Origin of the sequence: Pseudomonas sp. MM213 (genome assembly GCF_020423045.1) — a bacterium.
GTDB lineage: Bacteria > Pseudomonadota > Gammaproteobacteria > Pseudomonadales > Pseudomonadaceae > Aquipseudomonas > Aquipseudomonas migulae.
On sequence record NZ_CP081943.1, the window covers coordinates 4984506 to 5006401 of the forward strand.

A 21896-nucleotide genomic window follows, 5' to 3' on the forward strand; every position below is an offset into this window, starting at 1 on the left:
ATGGCGCTGGCCAAACGCATCATCCCTTGCCTGGACGTGGATAACGGCCGGGTCGTCAAAGGTGTGAAGTTCGAAAACATCCGCGATGCCGGCGACCCGGTGGAAATCGCCCGTCGTTACGACGAGCAGGGTGCCGACGAGATTACTTTTCTCGACATCACCGCCAGCGTCGACGGTCGCGACACCACGCTGCATACCGTTGAGCGCATGGCCAGCCAGGTTTTTATTCCGCTGACCGTTGGCGGCGGCGTGCGCACCGTGCAGGACATTCGCAACCTGCTGAATGCCGGCGCGGACAAGGTGTCGATCAACACCGCCGCCGTGTTCAACCCGGAATTCGTGGGTGAGGCGGCGCAGCATTTCGGTTCGCAGTGCATCGTGGTTGCCATCGACGCGAAGAAGGTCTCTGGCCCGGGCGAAACCCCGCGTTGGGAAATCTTCACCCACGGCGGGCGCAAGCCGACCGGTCTCGACGCCGTCGAGTGGGCGAAGAAGATGGAAGGCCTGGGAGCCGGCGAAATCCTGCTGACCAGCATGGACCAGGACGGCATGAAAAACGGCTTCGACCTGGGCGTTACCCGTGCGATCAGCGATGCGCTGGGTATTCCGGTGATCGCTTCCGGCGGCGTCGGTAACCTGCAGCATTTGGCCGACGGCATCATCGAAGGTCACGCCAGCGCCGTTCTGGCCGCGAGTATTTTCCACTTCGGCGAATACACCGTGCAGGAAGCCAAGGCCTACATGGCCCATCGCGGCATCGTGATGCGCTAAACAAACGATACAGGCCAGTGGACATCATGGCGGGCTCAAGGCACTCTTGGGTACGCCATGGATCTCGGTAGCCAGACATGCTCAAACGCCTTCTTCTTGCCCTCGCCAGCGCTTCTCTATTGCAGATTAGTGGCGTGCACGCCACCGAAAATCCCGACGCCGACCTGGTGCTGCTGACGGAAAACTTCCCGCCTTACAACATGGCCAAGAACGGCAAGAACTTCGCTCAGGACGAGAACATCAATGGCATCGCCGTGGACATTGTCCGCGAGATGTTCAAGCGTGCCGACGTAACCTACAGCCTGACCCTGCGTTTCCCCTGGGAGCGTATCTACAAGCTCGCCCTCGAGAAACCCGGGTATGGCGTGTTCGTGATGGCGCGGCTGCCGGACCGTGAAAAGCTCTTCAAGTGGGTCGGCCCGATCGGTCCGGATGACTGGATCATGCTGGCCAAGGCGGACAGCAAGATCAGCCTGGAAACGCTGGAAGACGCGCGCAAATACAAGATCGGTGCGTACAAGGGCGATGCGATTGCCGAGACGCTGGCCAAGCAAGGGTTGAAGCCGATTGTCGTGCTGCGGGATCAGGACAACGCGAAGAAGCTGACCAGCGGCCAGATCGACTTGTGGGCCACGGGCGACCCGGCCGGGCGTTACCTGGCGCGTCAGGACGGCGTCACCGGGCTCAAGACTGTGCTGCGCTTCAACAGTGCGGAGTTGTATTTGGCGCTGAACAAAGACGTGCCGGATGAAACCGTCGCCAAGCTGCAAGCCGCGCTGGATCAGCTGCGCAAGGAAGGCGTGGTGGACGAGATCATGGGGCGGTATCTCTAACCGTCCACCCATCCTTGTAGGAGCCGGCTTGCTGGCGATAGCGGCAGTGAAATCGATGCATGATTCGAGGCCGCCATCGCCGGCAAGCCGACTCCTACAGTGGTTCCGTTGATTAGCGGTACACGCCGTCCTTGCCGTGCGCAGTCGTTGCGCGGTTACTGCGCACGCTGATCATCAACTTGATATCAATCCAGTCAATGCCCTGAGCTTTCAGCTTCGGCAATTCGCGCTCCAGCACTGCCAGCGTCTGCGGATACGGATGCCCGATCATCACCGCCGAACCCTGCTTGTGTGCCAGGTTGATCGCGGTCTGTAGCTGGGTGAAGATCGCCGCTTCCGTTCGCTCATCATCCAGAAACACATCCCGCGAAACACTCGCCAACCCAATCTTCTGCGCTTCGGCCGCTGCCACGGTTTGCGCGCTGGTGCGGCTGTCGACGAAGAACTTGTGCTGCCGCTGCAACTCCGCCATCAACCAGGCCATCGCGGGTTGCTGTGCGGTCATGCGACTGCCCATGTGGTTGTTGATGCCGCTTGTGTACGGGACCATTTTGAACGCCGCGTTGAGGCGCTTCTCCAGCTCTTCGATGGGCAGCTCGGGATGCCAGGCGAACGGCCCCGTGGCGGGGTCCATCGGCATGTGCAGGATGACGATTTTTCCAGCGCGATGAGCTTCGCGAGCGAATTCGGTGGCGTGGGGGGTGTCGGGCATGATCGCCGTGGTCACCGGGCCGGGCAGGGCCAGCACGCGGCGATCCCGGGGCAGGTTCTGCCCCAGGTCATCGATGATCAGGCTGATGTAGGCTTTTTGAGGGGCGGGCGCCGCGTGAGCAACACCCGCCAGACAGCACAGCAGACCGAGAACCAACCGCAGGCGCATCTCAGCGGCCGGAGGTGATGCTCAACCCTTTGAGCAGGCTCAGGGCCTGGGCCAACTGGTAATCATCGTCCTGCGGCATTGCCTTGGCCTTGGCGCTGGAGCCGGTCGGTTTGTCGGCGCCGCCGTTGCCATTGCCCAGGTGACCTTGCAGATCGGCTTCCTTGAAGTATTCGCCGTCCTGCTCGCTGGTGATCTTGGCCTTGCGCACTTCGATGTCCGGGACGATGCCTTGGGCCTGGATCGAGCGGCCGTTCGGCGTGTAATACAGCGCCGTGGTGATCTTCAGTGCGCGATCGTTGTTCAGCGGCAGCACGGTTTGCACCGAGCCCTTGCCGAAACTGGTGGTGCCCATGACCACCGCGCGTTTCTGATCCTGCAGGGCGCCGGCCACAATTTCCGAGGCCGAGGCGCTGCCGCCGTTGATCAGCGCAACCATCGGCACCGCTTCGCTTTCGTCTTTGCCGGTAGCGGAGAAGCGCAGCTCGGAGTTAGCGATGCGGCCCTTGGTGTAAACGATCAGGCCCTTGGTGATGAAGTGGTCGACCACTTCCACCGCTGCCTGCAGCACGCCGCCCGGGTTGTTACGCAGGTCGAGGATGATGCCTTTGAGCTTCTTGCCGTTGTCCTTGCGCAACTTGGCCAGGGCCTTGGAGACTTCTTCGCCGGTCTTGACCTGGAACTGGGTGATGCGGATGTAGCCGTAGCCGGACTCCAGCAACTGGCTCTTCACGCTCTTCACCTGAATGATGGCGCGGGACAGGGTCACGTCGAACGGCGTGCCGCCATCGCGAACCAGGGTCAGGGTGATTTTCTGGCCGATCTTGCCGCGCATCTTGTCGACGGCTTCGGTCATGCTCTGGCCGCGAGTCGGCTGGCCGTTGATCTTGACGATGAAGTCGCCGGCCTGAATGCCGGCCTTCGAGGCGGGCGTGTCATCAATCGGCGAAACCACCTTGATGAAACCGTCTTCGGCGCCGACTTCGATGCCTAGGCCGCCGAATTCGCCGCTGGTGCTTTCCTGCAACTCAGCGAAGTCTTCCGGGCCCAGGTAGGCGGAGTGCGGGTCGAGGTTGCTGAGCATGCCCTTGATGGCGTTTTCCAGCAGGGTCTTGTCGTCCACCGGTTCGACATAGGCTGCCTTGATCCGGTCCATGACCTCGGCAAAGGTGCGCAACTCTTCCAGCGGCAACGGCGCCTTGGTCGTCGCAGCAGTGCCCGCAGGCGCGACCGCCGGAGCCGGTTGAGCAGCGAACGCCAGAGGCGCGCCGATCACCAGGGCGATCGTCAGGGCCAGCGAGGTAAGACGGGACAAATGCAGCATGTCGAACGAACTCCTAATGTAGGTGACTCACGCCTATCCTTGCGCGCGGCACCATTGCGCCGGATCACTCGGGTGACCCTGCTGACGAATTGCGAAATACAGTGCTGGAGTGTCCTGCCCGCCGCTGTTACCGACAGTGGAGATGGACTCACCGGCTTTCACCACGTCACCCGCAGACTTGAGCAGCGTCTGGTTGTGACCGTAAAGACTCAAAAAACCGTTGCCGTGGTCAAGGATCACCAGCAAGCCGGCACCGCGCAGCCAATCGGCAAACACCACGCGGCCACCGTGCACGGCATGCACCTGGCTGCCGGCGGAGGCGCTGATCATCACGCCGTCCCACTTGGTGCGGGCGTCGTCGCCACGGGTTTCGCCAAAGCGTGCCAGCAGTCGACCATCAACCGGCCATGGAAGTTTTCCCCGGCTGGAAGCAAACGGGCCGCCAAACGTCTCGCCTGAGCTTGATACCAGGGCGCCGGGTGTCGATTTAACGGGTTTGCGTGGGGCGTCAGTGGCGTCTGCATCTGCTGCCGCCTGAGCCTCACGTAAACGCTTTTTTTCGGCTTCCTGCTGGGCAATCAGCGCTTTTTGCCGCGCTTCTTCTGCCTCACGAGCCTGGCGGGCCAGGGTTTCTTCGATGGTTTTAAGGACTTTAGACAGGTCTGCCTGATCCTGCTCGCGGGCGGCCAGTTTCTGATCGCGAGCCTTTACGTCATCGCTGAGCTTGGCGAGGACTTGCTGGCGTTCCTGACGGACTTTGTCGAGTTCATCGCGCTGGCTGTCGAGGCTGCTCTTTTGCACCAGCAACTGCGCTTGTTGCAGGGCGATGTCTTTTTCGACGTTGGCCAGTTGGCGCAAGGTTTCGTTGAAACTCTTCAACTGCTCCAGGCGGGCCTGGCTCAGGTAATCGTAATAGGTGAGGGTGCGGGCGAATTTTTCCGGATTCTGCTGGTTGAGCAGCAGCTTCAAATACTCCTGACGGCCGTTCTGATAGGCCGCGCGGGCCTGAATGGCGATCAGTCTTTGCTGTTCAATGCGCGCGCTCTGGAGTTTTTTTTTCTCACCATCGAGACGCTGCAGCTCGGATTCGCTTTTCTTCAGCTCTTTTTGCAGGGCTTCGACCTGCTTCTCGAGCTTGCCCATCTCGGTCTCGGTGCCCTTGAGGTCTTTCTGCACCCCGGATTTTTCTTCCTGGAGCTTGCCCAGCAGTTTTTTCAGCTCGGCGATGTCCTGACGCGTGGCGTCCAACTGTTGTTGGGTTTGCGCGCGCTCGTCAGCAAAGGCCGGTTGGAGCAGGCAAGTCAGGGCAAGGGCTATCAGGACGCGAAGCATAGAGGCGGGCGACACCAGGGAAAGGGACGGCCTAGTATGCCCGCCCCACGCTGCAAAAAAAACGCCCAATTGGAGCTGTGTGATAACCGGCCCGAAAAACCACGCAAACCCACTGTAGGAGCGAGCCTGCTCGCGATAGGGCCTTAACATTCAACACAGATGTCGACGGTCAGATAGCTATCGCGAGCAAGCTTGCTCCTACAGGGTTTGGCGGTGTTTGAGCTACCGGATTACACCAGAATCGAAGTCCCGGTCATTTCAGCCGGTTTTTCCAGGCCCAACAGCTTCAGCATGGTTGGCGCCACATCCGCCAGCACGCCGCCTTCACGCACCTTCAGGTCACGCTTGCCGACATAAATGAACGGCACCGGCTCGGTGGTGTGCGCGGTATGCGCCTGGCCGGTGGTTTCATCGGACATTTGCTCGACGTTGCCGTGGTCAGCCGTGATCAGCGCTTCGCCGCCGACTTTGTCCAGCGCTTCGACGATGCGGCCGACGCACAGGTCCAGGCATTCCACGGCTTTTACCGCTGCTTCGAACACGCCGCTGTGGCCGACCATGTCGCCGTTGGCGTAGTTGACCACAATCACGTCGTAACGCTGGTTTTCGATGGCGTCGACGATGCGGTCGGTGACTTCCGGCGCGCTCATTTCTGGCTGCAAGTCATAAGTGGCGACTTTCGGCGACGGGATCAGGATGCGTTCTTCGCCCGGGAACGGTTCTTCACGGCCGCCGGAGAAGAAGAAGGTCACGTGGGCGTATTTTTCGGTTTCGGCGATGCGCAGCTGCGTCTTGCCGTTTTTCGCCAGGTAGTCGCCGAGCACGTTGTCCAGGCTGCCGGCGGCGAAGGCCGATGGCGCGGGGATGCTGGCGGCGTATTGGGTGAGCATGACGAAACCGGCCAGTTTTGGCTGGCGGGTGCGCTCGAAATCCTTGAAACCGTCTTCGACGAACACGCGGGTCAGCTCGCGGGCGCGGTCGGCGCGGAAGTTCATGAACACTACGGCGTCGCCGTCTTCGACTTTAACCGGCTCGCCGATGGAGGTGGCTTTGACGAATTCGTCGCTCTCGCCACGCTCGTACGCGGCTTGCAGGCCTTCCTGGGCGGTGGCGGCGTTGAATTCGCCATTGCCATCGACAATCAGGTTGTAAGCCTGGGACACGCGGTCCCAGCGGTTGTCGCGGTCCATGGCGAAGTAACGGCCAATGATGCTGGCGATCCGGCCTTTGCCGAGGGCCTGGAAGGTCGCGTCGAGCAGTTCGATCGACGACTGGGCGCTTTTCGGCGGCGTGTCGCGGCCATCGAGGAAGGCGTGCAGGTAGATTTTTTCCGCGCCGCGTTTGGCAGCCAATTCTGCCATGGCAACCAGGTGATCCTGGTGGCTGTGAACGCCGCCATCGGACAGCAGGCCCATGAAGTGCACGGCTTTGCCGGCGGCAACGGCTTTATCCACAGCCGCGCAGATGGTCGGGTTCTCGAAGAACTCGCCGTCGCGGATCGATTTGGTCACGCGAGTAAAGTCTTGATACACAACGCGGCCGGCACCGAGGTTCATGTGGCCGACTTCGGAGTTGCCCATCTGGCCATCCGGCAGGCCGACGTCCATGCCACTGCCCGAGATCAGACCGTTCGGCACGGTGGCCCACAGACGGTCCAGTACGGGCTTCTTCGCCGCATAGATGGCGTTGGATTCAGGGCTCTCACTGTGACCGAAGCCGTCGAGAATAATCAGGACCAAAGGTTTAGGCGTGGTAGTCATGGATTCCACTCGTGGCTGAGTTAAAAGAGGGCAATGGAAAAGGGAGTGGCAGTTTAAAGCGAAGTTCCGACGGCGTCACCGCCGGACGGGGTTTGGCCCACCATAGTGGCTGTGTATACTGGCCGACATTTTAACGCCCTGGAACCTCCTTCGATGGTTGCTCACCTGATTGAATTTGCCACTAACCACTATCTGCTCGTCGGTATCTTCGTGGTACTGCTGGCGTTGCTGATCGCCTATCAGATGCAAGGCGGCGGCCGCAGCCTGAGCACCGGTGAACTGACCGGCCTGGTCAACAAGGACGCGGGCGTTGTGATCGACATTCGTCCGGTCAAGGATTTCGCCGCCGGTCATATTGTTGGCGCGTTGAACATTCCTCACGACAAACTGGCCGCTCGCGTGGCCGAACTGGAAAAGCACAAGGCCAAGACCATCATCCTGGTCGACGCCATGGGCCAGACCGCCGGCACTCACGCTCGCGAACTGATGAAGTCCGGCTTCACCGCCGCCAAGCTGTCCGGCGGTATTTCCAGCTGGAAAGGCGACAACCTGCCGCTGGTGAAGTGATATGAGCAACGTCGTCGTCTATTCCAGCGATTACTGCCCTTACTGCTCGCGAGCCAAGTACCTGCTCGAGAACAAAGGTGTGGCCTTCGAAGAGATCAAGGTCGATGGCAAGCCGCAGGTGCGCGCCGCCATGGCCCAGAAGGCCGGGCGCACGTCCGTGCCGCAGATCTGGATCGGTGAGCGCCACGTTGGCGGTTGTGATGATTTGTTTGCCCTTGAGCGCGCCGGCAAGCTCGACGCCATGCTCAAGGCCTGAATGCCTTCCCTATAAGACCCCAAGATCAGAAAGGATCTGAGATGACTGACCAACAGAACACTGCAGCTAGCGAAGAAGAAACCGCACCGCAATTCTCCTTGCAGCGCATCTACGTACGTGACTTGTCGTTCGAAGCCCCGAAAAGCCCGGCGATCTTCCGCCAGCAGTGGGAACCAAGCGTCGGTCTGGATCTGAACACCCGCCAGAAGGCACTGGAAGGCGACTTCCACGAAGTCGTGCTGACCCTGTCCGTGACCGTGAAAAACGGTGAAGAAGTAGCGTTCATCGCTGAAGTGCAACAGGCCGGGATCTTCCTGATCAAGAACCTGGACGACGCTTCGATGAGCCACACCCTCGGCGCGTTCTGCCCGAACATCCTGTTCCCGTACGCTCGCGAAACCCTGGACAGCCTGGTGACCCGTGGTTCGTTCCCGGCCCTGATGCTGGCCCCGGTCAACTTCGACGCGCTGTACGCACAAGAACTGCAACGCATGCAGGCGGCTGGCGAGACTCCAACCGTTCAATAAGCTGCGCAGCGACACCCGTGTGGGAGTGAGCCTGCTCGCGATGGCGGTGTGTCAGATGACATCAATGTCAGCTGACACACCGCCATCGCGAGCAGGCTCACTCCCACATTTGTTATGGGGTGTTATTTGAAGTCGTTCTGCCGCCACGCTTCGTAGACGGCAACCGCCACAGTGTTCGACAGGTTCAGGCTGCGACAGCCTTCGCGCATCGGCAAACGCAGGCGTTGGTCGCCGGGCAGGGCGTCCAGCACTTCCGCCGGCAAGCCTCGGCTTTCCGGGCCGAACAGAAAGGCATCGCCCTCGGCGAAGCTCGCGTCGTGGAACGGCCGCGAACCCTTGGTGGTAAACGCGAACACCCTTGGATGACCAAGGCTCTCCAGGCAACTGGCGAGGTCCGCATGGCGTTGCAGGGTGGCATACTCGTGGTAATCGAGGCCGGCCCGGCGCAGGCGCTTGTCGTCCATCTCGAAGCCCAGCGGTTCGATCAAATGCAGGTGGCAGCCACTGTTGGCGCACAGCCTGATAACGTTGCCGGTATTCGGCGGAATTTCTGGTTGAAAAAGGATGACGTGAAACATGCACGGCTCCGAAGGTAAAGATGACGGGCATTCTACGCCGCAAGCGGATCCCCGTTCGAAACTATTCCCGCGCGTGATGGGTTCGCTGGCGATTGTCGGGGTAATGGTGGGGCTGATGATCGGTCGCCTGACCACGCCCGACCCCAGTGAATTGCAGCAGATCGAGGTGACGAACGACGGCCTGGTGGTGTGGTTCAACAACGAACCCAAGTCCCACGGCGAGTTTATCGACGGCAGCCTGGCGTTGCTGTTCGAGGCGGAGGGCAAGACGCAGAAAGGTCAGCTCAAGCTCAACGACAAGAACGTGAACTGGCGGGTGCGATTGAGTGATGGGGGGTTGTTGCTGTCGGTGGTGGCGGCCCGGCCACTGCAAGGCGAGTGGGCCGGTAGCGAGGTCGATGACCGCTGGCGGCTGGAGATCCATCTCCGGGAGCAATAAAAGAGGGAATCCCCGGCCTGCCTGTACCAAGGTTCCCAAAACGGCAGGGCTCGCGCATTGCATCGTGAGCCCGGTGTAAAGAAGGAACCCCTGACCTGCCTGTATCAAGGGCCCCAAAACTGTTTGGGCTCGTCGCAAGTGCGGTGTGAGCCCGATGTAAAGAGGGGAATCCCCGGCCTGCCTGTACCAAGGTCCCCGAAACCGGGTAGTGAACTGAATCACTGAATGGACTATTGCAGGGGGCGTGCCAGGTTTTAACAGCTTGAAACAATCACGCCCTCTGAAACGCCGAAAGCCCCGTATTACGGGGCTTTCGTGTTTTTTCGCCAGGGGTTCGATTGTGAACGCAGGTGGGATTTTGGATCGGTTGGCGTGCGCGATTGCGGTTCACTCTGCATTCAGTCGGTGCATGTTGGGCCCAAAAGCTTCGCGGGCAAGCCTCGCTCCTACAGGTTCGTAAAAATCCTGTAGGAGCGAGGCTTGCCCGCGAATGGATCTATGCAACGATGATGATCTAAAGGCTGATTAACCCTCTTCCCCCTCATCATCATCCCCACCATCCACCTTCATCCCCAGTTCCTTGATCTTGCGCGTCAGGGTATTACGCCCCCAACCCAGCAAAACCGCAGCGTCACGACGACGGCCAGCGGTGTGCTTGAGCGCAGTCTCGATCATGATCCGCTCAAACGCCGGCACTGCGCTGTCGAGCAGGCTCGACTGACCGCGAGCCAACGCCTGATCGGCCCACTGGCGCAGCGCTTGCTCCCAGTTGGTCACCGGCGCCGAATCCTGCGGCAGGCTCAGCAGCTCTGGCGGCAGGTCACTGATGTGCACTTCGCGACCCGAAGCCATTACCGTGATCCAGCGGCAGGTGTTCTCCAGCTGACGGACGTTGCCGCCCCACGGCAGGTTCTTCAGGTATTCCTCGGTTTCGCTTTTCAACAGCTTCGGCTCGACCGCCAGTTCTTGCGCGGCGCGGCTGAGGAAGTGTTTGGCGAGGGTCGGGATGTCTTCGCGACGGTCCGACAGCCGTGGAATATGAATGCGGATCACGTTGAGGCGGTGGAACAAGTCTTCACGGAATTTCCCGGCGTGCACCAGGGTTTCCAGGTTCTGGTGAGTCGCGGCGATGATCCGCACGTCGACTTTGACCGGCACGTGGCCGCCGACGCGGTAGAACTCGCCGTCTGCCAGCACGCGCAGCAAACGGGTCTGCGTGTCCGCCGGCATATCGCCGATTTCATCAAGGAACAGCGTGCCGCCATCCGCCTGTTCGAATCGTCCGCGACGCAGGTTGGCCGCACCGGTGAACGCGCCTTTTTCATGGCCGAACAGCTCGGATTCCATCAGGTCTTTCGGGATGGCCGCCATGTTCAGCGCAATGAATGGCGAAGCCGCCCGTGGACTGTGGCGATGCAGGGCGTGGGCGACCAGCTCTTTGCCCGTACCCGATTCACCGTTGATCAGCACGGTGATGTTGGAGTGGCTCAAGCGCCCGATGGCGCGAAACACTTCCTGCATCGCCGGCGCTTCGCCGATGATTTCGGGGGTGCGGGTCAGGGCGACCGGGACTTCCAGGCCTTGCTGTTCCTGGGCGTGCTGGTTGGCGCGCTTGACCAGGGACACCGCTTCGTCGACATCGAACGGCTTGGGCAGGTATTCGAATGCGCCGCCCTGATAGGACGCGACAGCGCTGTCCAGATCGGAGTGCGCAGTCATGATGATCACTGGCAGCCGTGGGTGTTGCTCGCGAATCCGCGCCAGAAGGTCCAGACCGCTGGCACCCGGCATGCGAATGTCGGAGATGATCACGTCCGGCTGCTGGCGCGCCAGGCGGCTCATCACGCCATCGGCGCTGTCGAAGCTTTGCGTGGTCATGCCTTCCTGCTGCAAGGCTTTTTCCAGGACCCAACGGATAGAACGGTCGTCATCGACGATCCACACGGTTTCACTACGGCTCATGTCGATGTGGCTCCTTGTTCCAGTGGCAGAAAGATCGAGAAGGTGGTGTGGCCTGGATGGCTGTCACATTCGATCAGGCCCTGGTGCTGGCTGATGATGTTCTGGGTAATGGCCAGGCCGAGCCCGGTACCGTCCGGGCGCCCGCTGACCATGGGAAAGAAGATGGTTTCCTGAAGTTCCGCAGGAATGCCGGGGCCGTTGTCGATGATTTCGATCTTGGTCACCAGGCGATGGCGCACGTGGCCGATGGTGAACTGGCGCATGGCACGGGTGCGCAAGCTGATGCGGCCCAGGCGCAGCTCGTTCTGGCTGCTGATGGCCTGCATTGCGTTGCGCACGATATTCAGGACGGCCTGAATCATCTGTTCGCGGTCGATCAACACGTCGGGAATGCTTGGGTCGTAATCGCGCACCAATGTGATGCAGCCCTGGCTTTCCGCCTCGACCAAGTGGCAGACGCGTTCCAGCACTTCGTGGACGTTGCACATGGCCAGCGATGGCAGCTTGTTGGAGCCGAGCATGCGATCGACCAGGTTTCGCAGGCGGTCGGCTTCTTCAATGATGACGTTGGTGTAGTCGCGCAGGCTTTCTTCCGGCAGTTCGCGGGCGAGCAACTGGGCCGCACCGCGAATCCCGCCGAGCGGATTCTTGATCTCGTGAGCGAGGCCGCGCACCAGCATCTTGCTGGTTTCCTGCTTCGACAGCTGCGCCTCTTCCTTGGTGATCCGCAGCAAGCGGTCACGCGGGTGGACTTCCAGCAGCAGCATGGTGGCGCCGTTGGCCAGGATCGGTGTGACCGCGTAATCGACGGTCAGCGTCTGGCCGGTCAGTGCGGTGAGCATCGCTTCACGTTTGGTGAACGGATGCGCCTGCTCGACTGCCTGGCGCAGGGAATTCAGGGCTTCGGTGGATTCGGTGAACAACTCACTGATGAACTGCCCATGGCTGCGCTGGCCACTGATGGCCAGCAGCATCTCCGCCGCCGGGTTCATGTACTCGAGGCGCAGTTCGGCGTCGAGCAGGATGGTGGCGGTGGTCAGGTTGTCGAGCAGCAATCGATGCAGTGCGTCGCTAATGGTCATCAGGACCTCTTTTGGAGCAGGGCATGCGCGTGGATAACGCGCCGATATCAGGAAAATGCAAAAACCAAACCAAGGCTCCGAAAAGAAGCGTTAAAGGCCTGAAACGGGCGTTTGACGCTCGTTTGCGTGGCGTTCTGCCAGCTTTTGCGGGTACTTTCGAACCAAAATGGGTTGATATTTGGGTACGGTGCAACCTATCGCACCAATATAGTGCGCAAAGCTGAACGAGGTTAGAAGAAACGCAGGAAGGGATTTTTGGGCTCGATGGGTTTGTCCTTAAGCGGACACTCCGGTCGTTGGCCGTAGTCGGTCAGTATGCAGGGTTTGACCTGGCGTTTTTGTGCCAGGGAAATGCGCAGCATATGGAAGGGTTGATTGGCGGTGCGCTCGGCGATGCGGCCGTGTTCGTCGAGGATTTCCACGGACAGGTTGTGGCTGCCGCGATCGATGTTGCTCAAAGCGAACACCGGGCTCGGCCCCGGTTCAGCGGTGGGCTGCCCGTCCAGCAACAAGCGGTAGCGATGGCCTCGTTGCAGGCCGGGCTCGCTGGTGATGCTGACGATCAGCTCGCCGGTGCTGCTGCGGATTGTGGCGTCGGGCTCGGGCACCAGCACCCGGAGCATGTCATAGCGGAACATCGGCCTGGCTTCGGTTTTTTTCTCTGCAATCACCGGCGCTGCGCCGGTCGGGTTGGCGGACATGCGGTTGCTCGTCGCCAGCGGCACACGTTTGGCGTTGCCGGAGCCAGGCTGGTCGGTGAAGACCCGATTGCCCTGTGCGTCGATGTAAGTGAAGACTTCGGCCGATGCGGACAGCGCGATCAGGCAGGCGGCCAGCAGCCATAACCTCACGGCTTGTGCACCCGTTGAACCGTGAAGGTCACGGTCGGACTCTGCTGCACGATGTCTTCCCCGTCGATCACCTGCACCGCGAGGCTGTGAGTGCCGCGATCAATGTTGACCAGTTGCAGGATCGGCACGTTGCTCGGCTGGCCGTAAGGCTGGTCGTCCAGCAGCAGCCTGAAAAGATGCGGGCCTTGCAAGCGCGGCTTGATCAACACGTTGACGGTGAAGGTGCCGTTGTTGGCCCGCAGCGCTTCGGTGGTGGGCAGGTTGGTCAGCTCCAGCACCTCGTAGGCGCTGCGAGGTTGTTCGCGGCTGGTGGCTTCGGCGGGTGGGGCAGGAGGCGCCTGGCGCTCGACGCTGTTGAGCGGCGGCAGTTCGACCGGCTGAGCCTTCACACCGTCGGGTGGTTGATTGCTGTAGGCAGTGTTGCCGGCGGCGTCGGTGTACTTATAAATCTGCGCGGCGGCGGGCAGGGCGATCAACAGCAGGATGAACAGAAAACCACGACCCATAAAATCGACCAGAAACGAACGCGTTGGGTTGCAGCATAGGTCAGGGCTGGTGATTGACCCAAGTTGTAAACATTTGGGCATGATTTGCCGTCATCTCCCAAGCGCAACGAATCCCCCTGTGGGAGCGAGACCGGCTTGCCGGCGATGGCGGCGGATCATCCAGCATCAGTGTTGAAGGAACGAATGCTATCGCCGGCAAGCCGGTCTCGTTCCTACATTGGTTTATCGCTGGTTGCGAAATCAGCGAATGAATTTTTGCATGCGTCTTTCCATTTCAGGCGTCGGCGGCGCGCAGCGTTCCGGTATTTCCTTGCCTGTTTCGTCATAACGAATCGTGCAGCCTAGAAAGCCCCGATCGAAAAAGTAGCGGCTACTGACGACACCGTTAGGGTAGAAACACAACTGTTCGCCGTACAGTTCGGCGCCGTCATAGTTTTTAACCGACTGCTGGTTGATGGTCATCAGCGTGAAGCCTTTTTTGGCCAGCCTGCATAAGCCGCCGTCAGAGCCATAGTTGTTAACCGTGACCTGATCGTCCTCGCCGATAATCATTTCCTGCGTTTTTTTCCCCGTTTCAACGTTGTATTCGACGTAGTTTTGTCTGCGCCCGTACAGGTACTCGCTTTCGCTTTGCAGTCTCCCTTGCTTGAAAACACGAAACTTCCCACAGAGAGCGACCTTCGGCCCATTCTCGTCGAAGCTGCACGAGTTCGTTTCCAAAGCGACGGCGCCTTTGGCATCACGATCTATCCAGGTCCCGAGGAATTGACCATTCCTATACGCGCCCTCGCTCGCGAGTGTGCCGTCGTCGAGGTAGTCGCGATAAGGGCCGTCGAGTACGCCGTCGCGCCAGGTCATCTCTTTAATGAGGCGGCTGCCATCAGCGCTGAAATGCTGTGCCGGTCCGTGCGGTTTTCCATTTTCATACTGCTCACGGAAGGTGGGCTTGCCATTCGCGGCGTAGCCTTCTCGAACTCCTGCAAGCATGTTGGCCTTGTAGTGCTCCACCAGCGTCAGCGTGCCATTGGCGTCGGTATCACGCAGCTCGCCTTCCTTCTTGCCATCGATGAAGTTCACACGTTGCGTATGCCCCTCTTTGGTTCTGAGTATCCAGGGACCACTTTGCAGGCCATTTTCATAGGTGCCTTCACCCGCACCGGTCAGCCAGGGGCCTTGGCGTTTGTCGTTCTGATAGTCGCCACGCTCAGTGACCACGCCATTGCGGCGCTGTTCGCTGGCCCCCTGGAGTTGGTCATGCAGATAGGTGACGAAGCCGCTGGACTCGGGCTCATCGTCTTCGGGCGGCGCGGTCCGCCAGCGACCTTCGCGCAAGTCATTTTCGTAATTGCCGACTTGCAGTTCCTCTGGCGTCCAGATACTCCATCGGCCGTGACGTTTTCCGTCGACGTAGGGGCCGCTCGAGCGATTCTCCCAGCCTTTCTGAAAGGTCCACTCACCGGTCCGCAGATTGTTTTTGTACTGGCCGATGGAGCGCAAAAGTCCAGAGTTAAAGGTCACGGCATAGCCATCACGCGTGGCGTCATACTGAGTCGGATCGGTTTCCCAGGCGATGCTGTAGATCTGATAGTTGTAAGCCGTCCGGTCGCCATAGTCGCGAACTGGTTTATCCGTGCCGCGCCAGTAGGTCACTGTCAGGAAGCGCCCGTCTTTCTTCTGAAAGGTTTTTTTGTAGGTACTGATGCTGTCACTGGCGGGATCATCGGGGACGGGCTTTTTCTGCTCATCGAAATAGCTTGCGAGCGTGCCTGCAGTGTGATCGATTTGGTCAAATTCGGTGACCCCGGATTCTTCATAGTTAATGCGGTAGTCAAACGGGCTCAGCTTTGCCAGCGCCTTGCGGACCATTAGCACATTAAGGTTTTTCTGATCTTTGGCAATGCGGTCGAGAGCGGGTTGCAGGCGGTCAAGTCTGACGTAGATCTGCGGGCTTTCGTAGAAGCGGTAGGCGCGAATGCCATAGCGGTTTTTAGTCTTGAACAGCACGAACATCGTGGTGTGTTCGTTGTCCAGCGCGGTATTGAATACGGCCTCGATGGAGGCGTCGCCATATGTGTCGAGCGCTTGCGGCTGGCTGTCTGGGCTCTGACAAAGGCAGTAATACCCGGTGACGCCGGCGGTTTCCTTGATGAAGGCCAGCGTTGCCTGACTTTCCTGGAGGCTGTCGATCACTGGGTGCGCCAGCGGCTTTCCCTCATAAAAAGACGCCGATTGCGCGGAACTCAAACACAGGCTGGCAAGCAGGCAGAGGTAACACAGCCACTTCATACGAATCCCTTCGTCAAGGCGCCGGGCGGGCGCGAGAGCGGCGGATTATCCATGGATGTGTGTTCAGGGGAAACGAGCATCCACAAAAAAGGCCTCCCGAAGGAGGCCTCTTTTTTGTCACGCCGCTTGCGCAGGCGCTACCGGATCAGCAGCTGTAGTACAGCTCGTATTCCAGTGGGTGTACGAAGGTACGTACCTTGATTTCTTCTTCGCTTTTCAGAGCGATGTAAGCGTCGATGAAGTCATCGGAGAACACGCCGCCTTTGGTCAGGAACGCACGACCTTTGTCCAGCTCTTCCAGGGCTTCTTTCAGGCTGCCGCAAACTTGTGGGATCTCTTTCGCCTCTTCAGGCGGCAGGTCGTACAGGTTTTTGTCAGCTGCATCGCCAGGGTGGATCTTGTTCTGGATACCGTCCAGGCCAGCCATCATCAGTGCTGCGAAGCACAGGTACGGGTTGGCAGCTGGATCCGGGAAGCGCGCTTCAATACGGCGGCCTTTCGGGCTCGACACGTAAGGAATACGGATCGAAGCGGAGCGGTTACGGGCCGAGTAGGCCAGCATCACTGGAGCTTCGAAGCCTGGAACCAGACGCTTGTAGGAGTTGGTCGCCGGGTTGGTGAAGCCGTTCAGGGCCTTACCGTGTTTGATGATGCCGCCGATGAAGTACAGAGCGGTATCGGACAGACCGGCATAGCCTTCACCTGCGAAGGTGTTCTTGCCGTCTTTCCAGATGGACATGTGCACGTGCATGCCCGAGCCGTTGTCGCCGTACAGAGGCTTAGGCATGAAGGTAGCGGTGCGGCCGTAGGCATCGGCCACGTTGTGCACGACGTACTTCAGGGTTTGGGTTTCGTCGGCTTTCTTCACCAGGGTGTTGAACTTGACGCCGATTTCGTTCTGGCCGGCAGTTGCCACTTCGTGGTGGTGAACTTCGACGGTCAGGCCCATTTCTTCCAGTGCGTTGCACATGGAGGTACGGATTTCGTGGTCGTGGTCGAACGGTGGAACCGGGAAGTAGCCGCCTTTGACGCCTGGACGGTGGCCTTTGTTGCCGCCTTCCACGTCCTGGTCGGACATCCACGAGCCTTGTTCAGAGTAGATCTTGAACATGGAACCGGAGATGTCGGACTTGAACTTCACTTGGTCGAAGATGAAGAACTCTGGCTCCGGACCGGCATACACAGTGTCGCCGATGGCGGTGGATTTGAGGTATTCCTCTGCGCGCTTGGCGATCGCACGTGGGTCGCGATCGTAGCCTTGCATGCTCGAAGGTTCGATGATGTCGCAGACCAGGATCAGGGTCGGCTCTTCGGTGAACGGGTCCAGTACGGCAGTGCTGTCGTCCGGCAGCAGGATCATGTCGGAGGCTTCGATGCCTTTCCAGCCAGCGATGGAGGAACCGTCGAACATCTTGCCGACTTCGAAGAAGTCTTCATCCAGCGCGTCGCGAGCCGGCATGGTCACGTGGTGCTGGGTGCCTTTGGTGTCCGTGAAGCGCAGATCAATCCACTTGACGTCATGATCTTTGATGAGTTGAACCGACTTCGACATAGTGTCCTCCGGGTGGCTTCGGGCTTAGTAGTGGATGCCCTTAGAATGTGGGTGATGCCGGCGCGAATACTCTGCCAAGGCAACCTGCCTCACAAGGGAGCAAATTGCATGCCAGTGCCCCACCATGGGTTTTTTGCCCCAATATCACGCTTATAAAGGTGTAAAGCGCATTAATGGGGAAAATCACGCCCTACAATGTGGCGCTAAAATCAATAAATGACCTGTTTTGGTGCGCGCAAAACCTTCTGCACATTAACTGGTTAAACCTTGAGCAATTTCCGCTATAATCCGCGCCCCCTTTTTCGGCAGGCCTCGCGCGCGCTGTTTCCATGAAATTAATCGTAAAAGTCTTCCCAGAGATCACCATCAAGAGCCGCCCGGTACGGATGCGTTTCATCCGCCAGTTGGCCAAGAACATCCGTGCCGTGCTCCGCGATCTGGATCCGGCCGTGGTGGTGAACGGCGTGTGGGACAACCTCGAGCTGGAAACCCGCGTCAGCGATCCCAAGGCTCTGAAGGAGATGGGCGAGCGTCTGAGCTGCATGCCGGGCGTCGCGCACTTCCTGCAAATCGATGAGTACCCGCTGGGTGATTTCGACGACATCGTTGAAAAATGCAAGCAGCACTACGGTGATGCGCTGGCCGGCAAGATTTTCTCGGTGCGTTGCAAACGCGCCGGCAAGCACCCATTCAGTTCGATAGATATTGAGAAATACGTCGGTAGCCAGTTGCGCCGCCAGTGCGGTGCCGCCGGGATCGACCTGAAAAAACCTGAAATCGAAGTCCGAATCGAAGTTCGCGACCAACGGTTGTTCGTGATCCACAGTCAGCACAACGGCATCGGCGGTTATCCGCTGGGTGCACTGGAGCAGACACTTGTGCTGATGTCCGGCGGCTTCGACTCCACTGTGGCGGCCTACCAGATCATGCGTCGCGGCCTGATGGCCCACTTCTGCTTCTTCAATCTGGGCGGAAGGGCCCACGAACTGGGCGTGATGGAAGTCGCGCACTTCATCTGGAAGAAGTACGGCAGCTCCCAACGCGTGTTATTTGTCAGTGTGCCGTTCGAGGAAGTACTGGGAGAAATTCTCGGTAAAGTCGATAACAGTCATATGGGCGTAGTATTGAAGCGTATGATGTTGCGCGCTGCGACCCAAATTGCCGATCGACTGCAAATCGAAGCGCTGGTGACCGGGGAGGCGATCTCCCAGGTGTCGAGCCAGACATTGCCGAATCTGAACGTGATCGACTGCGTGACCGAGAAGCTGGTGCTGCGCCCGCTGATCGCCAGTCACAAGCAGGACATCATCGATCTGGCCAACGAAATCGGTACCGCCGATTTCGCCCGGCACATGCCGGAGTATTGCGGGGTCATTTCAGTCAACCCGAAGACGGCTGCCAAGCGCCACCGGGTGGAGCATGAAGAGAAAGAATTCGACATGGCAGTCCTTGAGCGTGCGCTCGAGAACGCCAAACTGGTGCCGATCGATCGCGTGATCGACGAATTGGGCCAGGATTTGCAAATCGAAGAAGTCAGCGAAGCACTGGCGGGCCAGATCATCATCGACATCCGTCACCCGGATGCCGCTGAAGACGAGCCGCTGGAACTCGGTGGCATTGAGGTACAGACGATGCCGTTTTATGCATTGAACGCTCGTTTCAAGGAACTGGACCCTACTCGCCAGTACCTGCTGTATTGCGACAAAGGCGTGATGAGTCGCCTGCATGCCCACCATTTGCTCAGTGAGGGGCATGCCAATGTGCGCGTTTATCGACCGAGCTAAGAGCCCGGGGCTGTTTGCCTGTGGCCTGCGTCATCGGCCCCCCGACTCTGCCGTCAAGCTGTAACGGCAAGGCCTGACTCTACTGTTAATCGCTGCCAAGACTTGTCAGCACACCGAATCCTCTGATCGAGATACACAAGTGATCGAAAATCTACGCAACATCGCCATCATTGCTCACGTTGACCATGGTAAAACCACCCTGGTAGACAAACTCCTGCGTCAATCCGGCACTCTGGAGCGCAACGAGCTCAACGACGAGCGCGTGATGGACTCCAACGACCAGGAAAAAGAGCGCGGTATTACCATTCTGGCGAAAAACACCGCCATCAACTGGAACGGCTACCACATCAACATCGTGGACACCCCGGGCCACGCCGACTTCGGCGGCGAAGTTGAACGCGTAATGTCGATGGTTGACTCCGTTCTGCTGCTGGTTGACGCTCAAGACGGCCCTATGCCGCAAACCCGTTTCGTGACCAAGAAGGCTTTCGAAGCCGGCCTGCGTCCGATCGTGTGCATCAACAAGGTTGACCGTCCAGGCGCGCGTCCGGACTGGGTTCTGGACCAGATCTTCGACCTGTTCGACAACCTGGGTGCCACCGAAGAACAGCTGGACTTCAAAGTCGTCTACGCCTCGGCCCTGAACGGCATTGCCGGTCTGGACCATACCGACATGGCTGAAGACATGACCCCGCTGTACCAGTCGATCGTCGACAACGTACCTGCGCCGAAAGTTGACCGTGAAGGCCCGTTCCAGATGCAAATCTCGGCACTGGACTACAACAGCTTCCTGGGTGTTATCGGTGTTGGCCGTATCGCTCGTGGTAGCGTCAAGCCGAACACTCCGGTTGTTGCCATCGGCGCCGACGGCAAGAAACGCAACGGCCGTATCCTGAAGCTGATGGGTCACCACGGTCTGCACCGTATCGACGTTGAAGAAGCGTTTGCCGGTGACATCGTGTGCGTGAGCGGTATGGACTCGCTGTTCATCTCCGACACCCTGTGCCAGCCGGACAACGTCGAGGCGATGAAGCCTCTGACCGTTGACGAGCCAACCGTTTCCATGACCTTCCAGGTAAACGACTCGCCATTCTGCGGTAAAGAAGGCAAGTTCGTGACTTCCCGTAACATCAAGGAACGTCTGGACAAAGAGCTGCTGTACAACGTTGCACTGCGCGTTGAAGAAGGCGACTCGGCTGACAAGTTCAAGGTTTCCGGCCGTGGTGAGCTGCACCTCTCGGTACTGATCGAAACCATGCGTCGCGAAGGCTTCGAAATGGGCGTTGGTCGTCCTGAAGTGATCATCCGTCAGGTTGACGGCGTGAAGCAGGAACCGTTTGAAAACGTCACCATCGACACCCCTGAAGAATCCCAGGGCAAGGTCATGGAAGAGATGGGTCTGCGTAAGGGCGACCTGACCAACATGGTGCCGGATGGCAAAGGCCGTGTGCGTCTGGAATACAACATCCCTGCTCGTGGTCTGATCGGTTTCCGTAACCAGTTCCTGACCCTGACCAACGGTGCTGGCATCCTGACCTCGATCTTCGATCGCTACGACACCATGAAGTCCGGCGACATGTCCGGTCGTCAGAACGGTGTTCTGGTATCGGTAGAAACCGGCAAGGCTCTGACCTACTCCCTGGAAACCCTGCAGGCACGTGGCAAGCTGTTCGTTGAACACGGTCAGGAAATCTACAACGGTCAGATCGTTGGTCTGAACAGCCGTGATAACGACATGGGCGTCAACCCAACCAAAGGTAAGAAGCTCGACAACATGCGTGCTTCGGGTAAAGACGAAACCATCGCTCTGGTTCCACCTGTTCGCTTCACCCTGGAACAGGCCCTGGAATTCATCCAGGACGACGAGCTGTGCGAAGTTACGCCTAAGTCGATCCGCCTGCGTAAGAAGATCCTGGACGAAGGCGAGCGTACCCGCGCTGCCAAGAAAGCCAAGAACTGAGTTTTAGTTCAGGCTGAATGAAAACGCCCCCGGTCGAAAGGCCGGGGGCGTTTTTGTTTGTCTGGGGTTTGTGTGGTGCTTTCACCGGCCCCTTCGCGGGCAAGTCGGATCGCCGCATCGCTCGCTCCTACAGGTTATGCGCTGCCCTTGTAGGAGCGAGGCTTGCCCGCGAAGGCGCCCGTTCAGGCGCCCATATTCCGGATCAGAATTTCTCGAGGGGCCGACGGCTGCTGCTGGTCTCGCGCGCCACTTCCTTCGGCTTGTAAGCGCAATACCCCGGTCGCGGCCCGATCTTCGGGTGATTGCGGCAAGTATCCGGGCGCTTTTCATAAATAGTGCACAGACGGCTCTTACGATCCAGATACAGGCAATCGTTGTTGCTCATGCGCTGGAGGGTGAAGATCTCGGTCTTCTGGCTGTAACGCTCGACGATCCCTTCCTTCTGCAAACGCTTGGCGATGTTCTTCGCCGGTTCGCCGCGCTCGAACTCGTCGACGATGCCGATGCGGATCAGATCCTTGATCTTGACCTCGACCGGCAGGGTGCAGCAGCTGGATATGCAGGAACCGCACATCGGCGCAGAGTATTTGGCCCAGGTATCGAGACGATCGATCTCTGCGGCGGCGATCAGGTTGGGCTTCATCATCGG

Annotated in this window: 20 protein-coding genes; 8 read left to right on the forward strand and 12 right to left on the reverse strand. The window is 59.2% G+C overall.

The window, feature by feature from the left end; all coding sequences use genetic code 11:
- Both hisF and K5R88_RS22830 read left to right on the forward strand, forming a co-directional pair.
- Nucleotides 1-771: an imidazole glycerol phosphate synthase subunit HisF gene (gene hisF / locus K5R88_RS22825; RefSeq protein WP_007972752.1), complete on the forward strand. Its 771-nt coding sequence runs from the start codon at nt 1-3 to the stop codon at nt 769-771.
- Between the two features lie 77 nt (nt 772-848).
- Nucleotides 849-1604, forward strand: coding sequence for a substrate-binding periplasmic protein (locus tag K5R88_RS22830; RefSeq protein WP_008024926.1), 756 nt, complete (start codon nt 849-851; stop codon nt 1602-1604).
- A gap of 112 nt (nt 1605-1716) precedes the next feature.
- Here K5R88_RS22830 and K5R88_RS22835 read toward each other — a convergent pair whose 3' ends face one another.
- The 4 genes from K5R88_RS22835 to gpmI all read right to left on the reverse strand — a co-directional run bounded on the left by K5R88_RS22835 (nt 1717) and on the right by gpmI (nt 6897).
- A complete protein-coding gene (locus tag K5R88_RS22835; protein ID WP_226298409.1) occupies nt 1717-2484 on the reverse strand; it encodes a divergent polysaccharide deacetylase family protein in 768 nt (255 codons plus the stop codon).
- A 1-nt stretch (nt 2485) separates the two neighbouring features.
- Nucleotides 2486-3805 (reverse strand): S41 family peptidase, encoded by a 1320-nt coding sequence (locus tag K5R88_RS22840; protein WP_008024923.1) that lies wholly within the window; start codon nt 3803-3805, stop codon nt 2486-2488.
- Nucleotides 3806-3838: 33 nt separating this feature from the next.
- On the reverse strand, nt 3839-5137 hold the full coding sequence (locus K5R88_RS22845; RefSeq protein ID WP_008024921.1) for a murein hydrolase activator EnvC family protein: 1299 nt from the start codon (nt 5135-5137) through the stop codon (nt 3839-3841).
- 230 nt (nt 5138-5367) lie between these two features.
- Nucleotides 5368-6897, reverse strand: coding sequence for a 2,3-bisphosphoglycerate-independent phosphoglycerate mutase (gpmI, locus tag K5R88_RS22850; RefSeq protein WP_226298410.1), 1530 nt, complete (start codon nt 6895-6897; stop codon nt 5368-5370).
- Between the two features lie 153 nt (nt 6898-7050).
- On the opposite strand from gpmI, the gene K5R88_RS22855 reads away from it, so the two are divergent.
- Genes K5R88_RS22855 through secB form a run of 3 tightly spaced genes read left to right on the forward strand, consistent with a single transcriptional unit; the run spans nt 7051 to nt 8247 of the window.
- The gene (locus tag K5R88_RS22855; protein WP_008024918.1) at nt 7051-7464 is read left to right on the forward strand and encodes a rhodanese-like domain-containing protein; all 414 of its coding nucleotides are present in this window, start codon (nt 7051-7053) and stop codon (nt 7462-7464) included.
- Between the two features lies 1 nt (nt 7465).
- On the forward strand, nt 7466-7720 hold the full coding sequence (gene grxC / locus K5R88_RS22860; protein ID WP_008024917.1) for a glutaredoxin 3: 255 nt from the start codon (nt 7466-7468) through the stop codon (nt 7718-7720).
- A 41-nt stretch (nt 7721-7761) separates the two neighbouring features.
- On the forward strand, nt 7762-8247 hold the full coding sequence (secB, locus tag K5R88_RS22865) for a protein-export chaperone SecB (protein ID WP_007897410.1): 486 nt from the start codon (nt 7762-7764) through the stop codon (nt 8245-8247).
- Nucleotides 8248-8369: 122 nt separating this feature from the next.
- Here secB and trmL read toward each other — a convergent pair whose 3' ends face one another.
- A complete protein-coding gene (gene trmL, locus K5R88_RS22870) occupies nt 8370-8825 on the reverse strand; it encodes a tRNA (uridine(34)/cytosine(34)/5-carboxymethylaminomethyluridine(34)-2'-O)-methyltransferase TrmL (RefSeq protein WP_223452963.1) in 456 nt (151 codons plus the stop codon).
- On the opposite strand from trmL, the gene K5R88_RS22875 reads away from it, so the two are divergent.
- Nucleotides 8824-9264: a hypothetical protein gene (locus K5R88_RS22875; RefSeq protein ID WP_032828573.1), complete on the forward strand. Its 441-nt coding sequence runs from the start codon at nt 8824-8826 to the stop codon at nt 9262-9264. The two genes, trmL and K5R88_RS22875, sit on opposite strands and share 2 nt — an antisense overlap.
- Nucleotides 9265-9789: 525 nt before the next feature.
- Here the strand turns inward: K5R88_RS22875 and ntrC are convergent.
- The 6 genes from ntrC to glnA form a co-directional block, all read right to left on the reverse strand.
- Nucleotides 9790-11226 carry a nitrogen regulation protein NR(I) gene (gene ntrC, locus K5R88_RS22880; protein ID WP_064675450.1) on the reverse strand — a complete coding sequence of 479 codons (1437 nt, stop codon included), beginning with the start codon at nt 11224-11226 and terminating at the stop codon, nt 9790-9792.
- Nucleotides 11223-12308: a nitrogen regulation protein NR(II) gene (glnL, locus tag K5R88_RS22885; RefSeq protein ID WP_008024908.1), complete on the reverse strand. Its 1086-nt coding sequence runs from the start codon at nt 12306-12308 to the stop codon at nt 11223-11225. Before glnL ends, ntrC begins: the two co-directional genes overlap by 4 nt.
- Nucleotides 12309-12538: 230 nt before the next feature.
- Nucleotides 12539-13159: a DUF4124 domain-containing protein gene (locus tag K5R88_RS22890; protein ID WP_226298411.1), complete on the reverse strand. Its 621-nt coding sequence runs from the start codon at nt 13157-13159 to the stop codon at nt 12539-12541.
- The gene (locus tag K5R88_RS22895) at nt 13156-13665 is read right to left on the reverse strand and encodes a DUF4124 domain-containing protein (RefSeq protein WP_207284654.1); all 510 of its coding nucleotides are present in this window, start codon (nt 13663-13665) and stop codon (nt 13156-13158) included. The genes K5R88_RS22890 and K5R88_RS22895 overlap by 4 nt, the downstream gene beginning before the upstream one ends.
- A gap of 240 nt (nt 13666-13905) precedes the next feature.
- Nucleotides 13906-15951: a toxin-antitoxin system YwqK family antitoxin gene (locus K5R88_RS22900; protein ID WP_226298412.1), complete on the reverse strand. Its 2046-nt coding sequence runs from the start codon at nt 15949-15951 to the stop codon at nt 13906-13908.
- Nucleotides 15952-16096: 145 nt separating this feature from the next.
- Entirely contained in the window at nt 16097-17503 is a 1407-nt protein-coding gene (gene glnA, locus K5R88_RS22905) for a type I glutamate--ammonia ligase (RefSeq protein WP_008028021.1), read from the reverse strand.
- Between the two features lie 329 nt (nt 17504-17832).
- Here glnA and thiI point away from each other — a divergent pair, with 329 nt between their 5' ends.
- Together thiI and typA are read left to right on the forward strand one after the other, a co-directional pair.
- Entirely contained in the window at nt 17833-19287 is a 1455-nt protein-coding gene (gene thiI / locus K5R88_RS22910; protein WP_008040995.1) for a tRNA uracil 4-sulfurtransferase ThiI, read from the forward strand.
- A gap of 139 nt (nt 19288-19426) precedes the next feature.
- Entirely contained in the window at nt 19427-21247 is a 1821-nt protein-coding gene (gene typA / locus K5R88_RS22915; RefSeq protein ID WP_008028025.1) for a translational GTPase TypA, read from the forward strand.
- A gap of 202 nt (nt 21248-21449) precedes the next feature.
- Here the strand turns inward: typA and K5R88_RS22920 are convergent, their stop codons facing one another.
- Entirely contained in the window at nt 21450-21890 is a 441-nt protein-coding gene (locus K5R88_RS22920; protein ID WP_085988407.1) for a YkgJ family cysteine cluster protein, read from the reverse strand.
- Nucleotides 21891-21896: the final 6 nt, after the last annotated feature.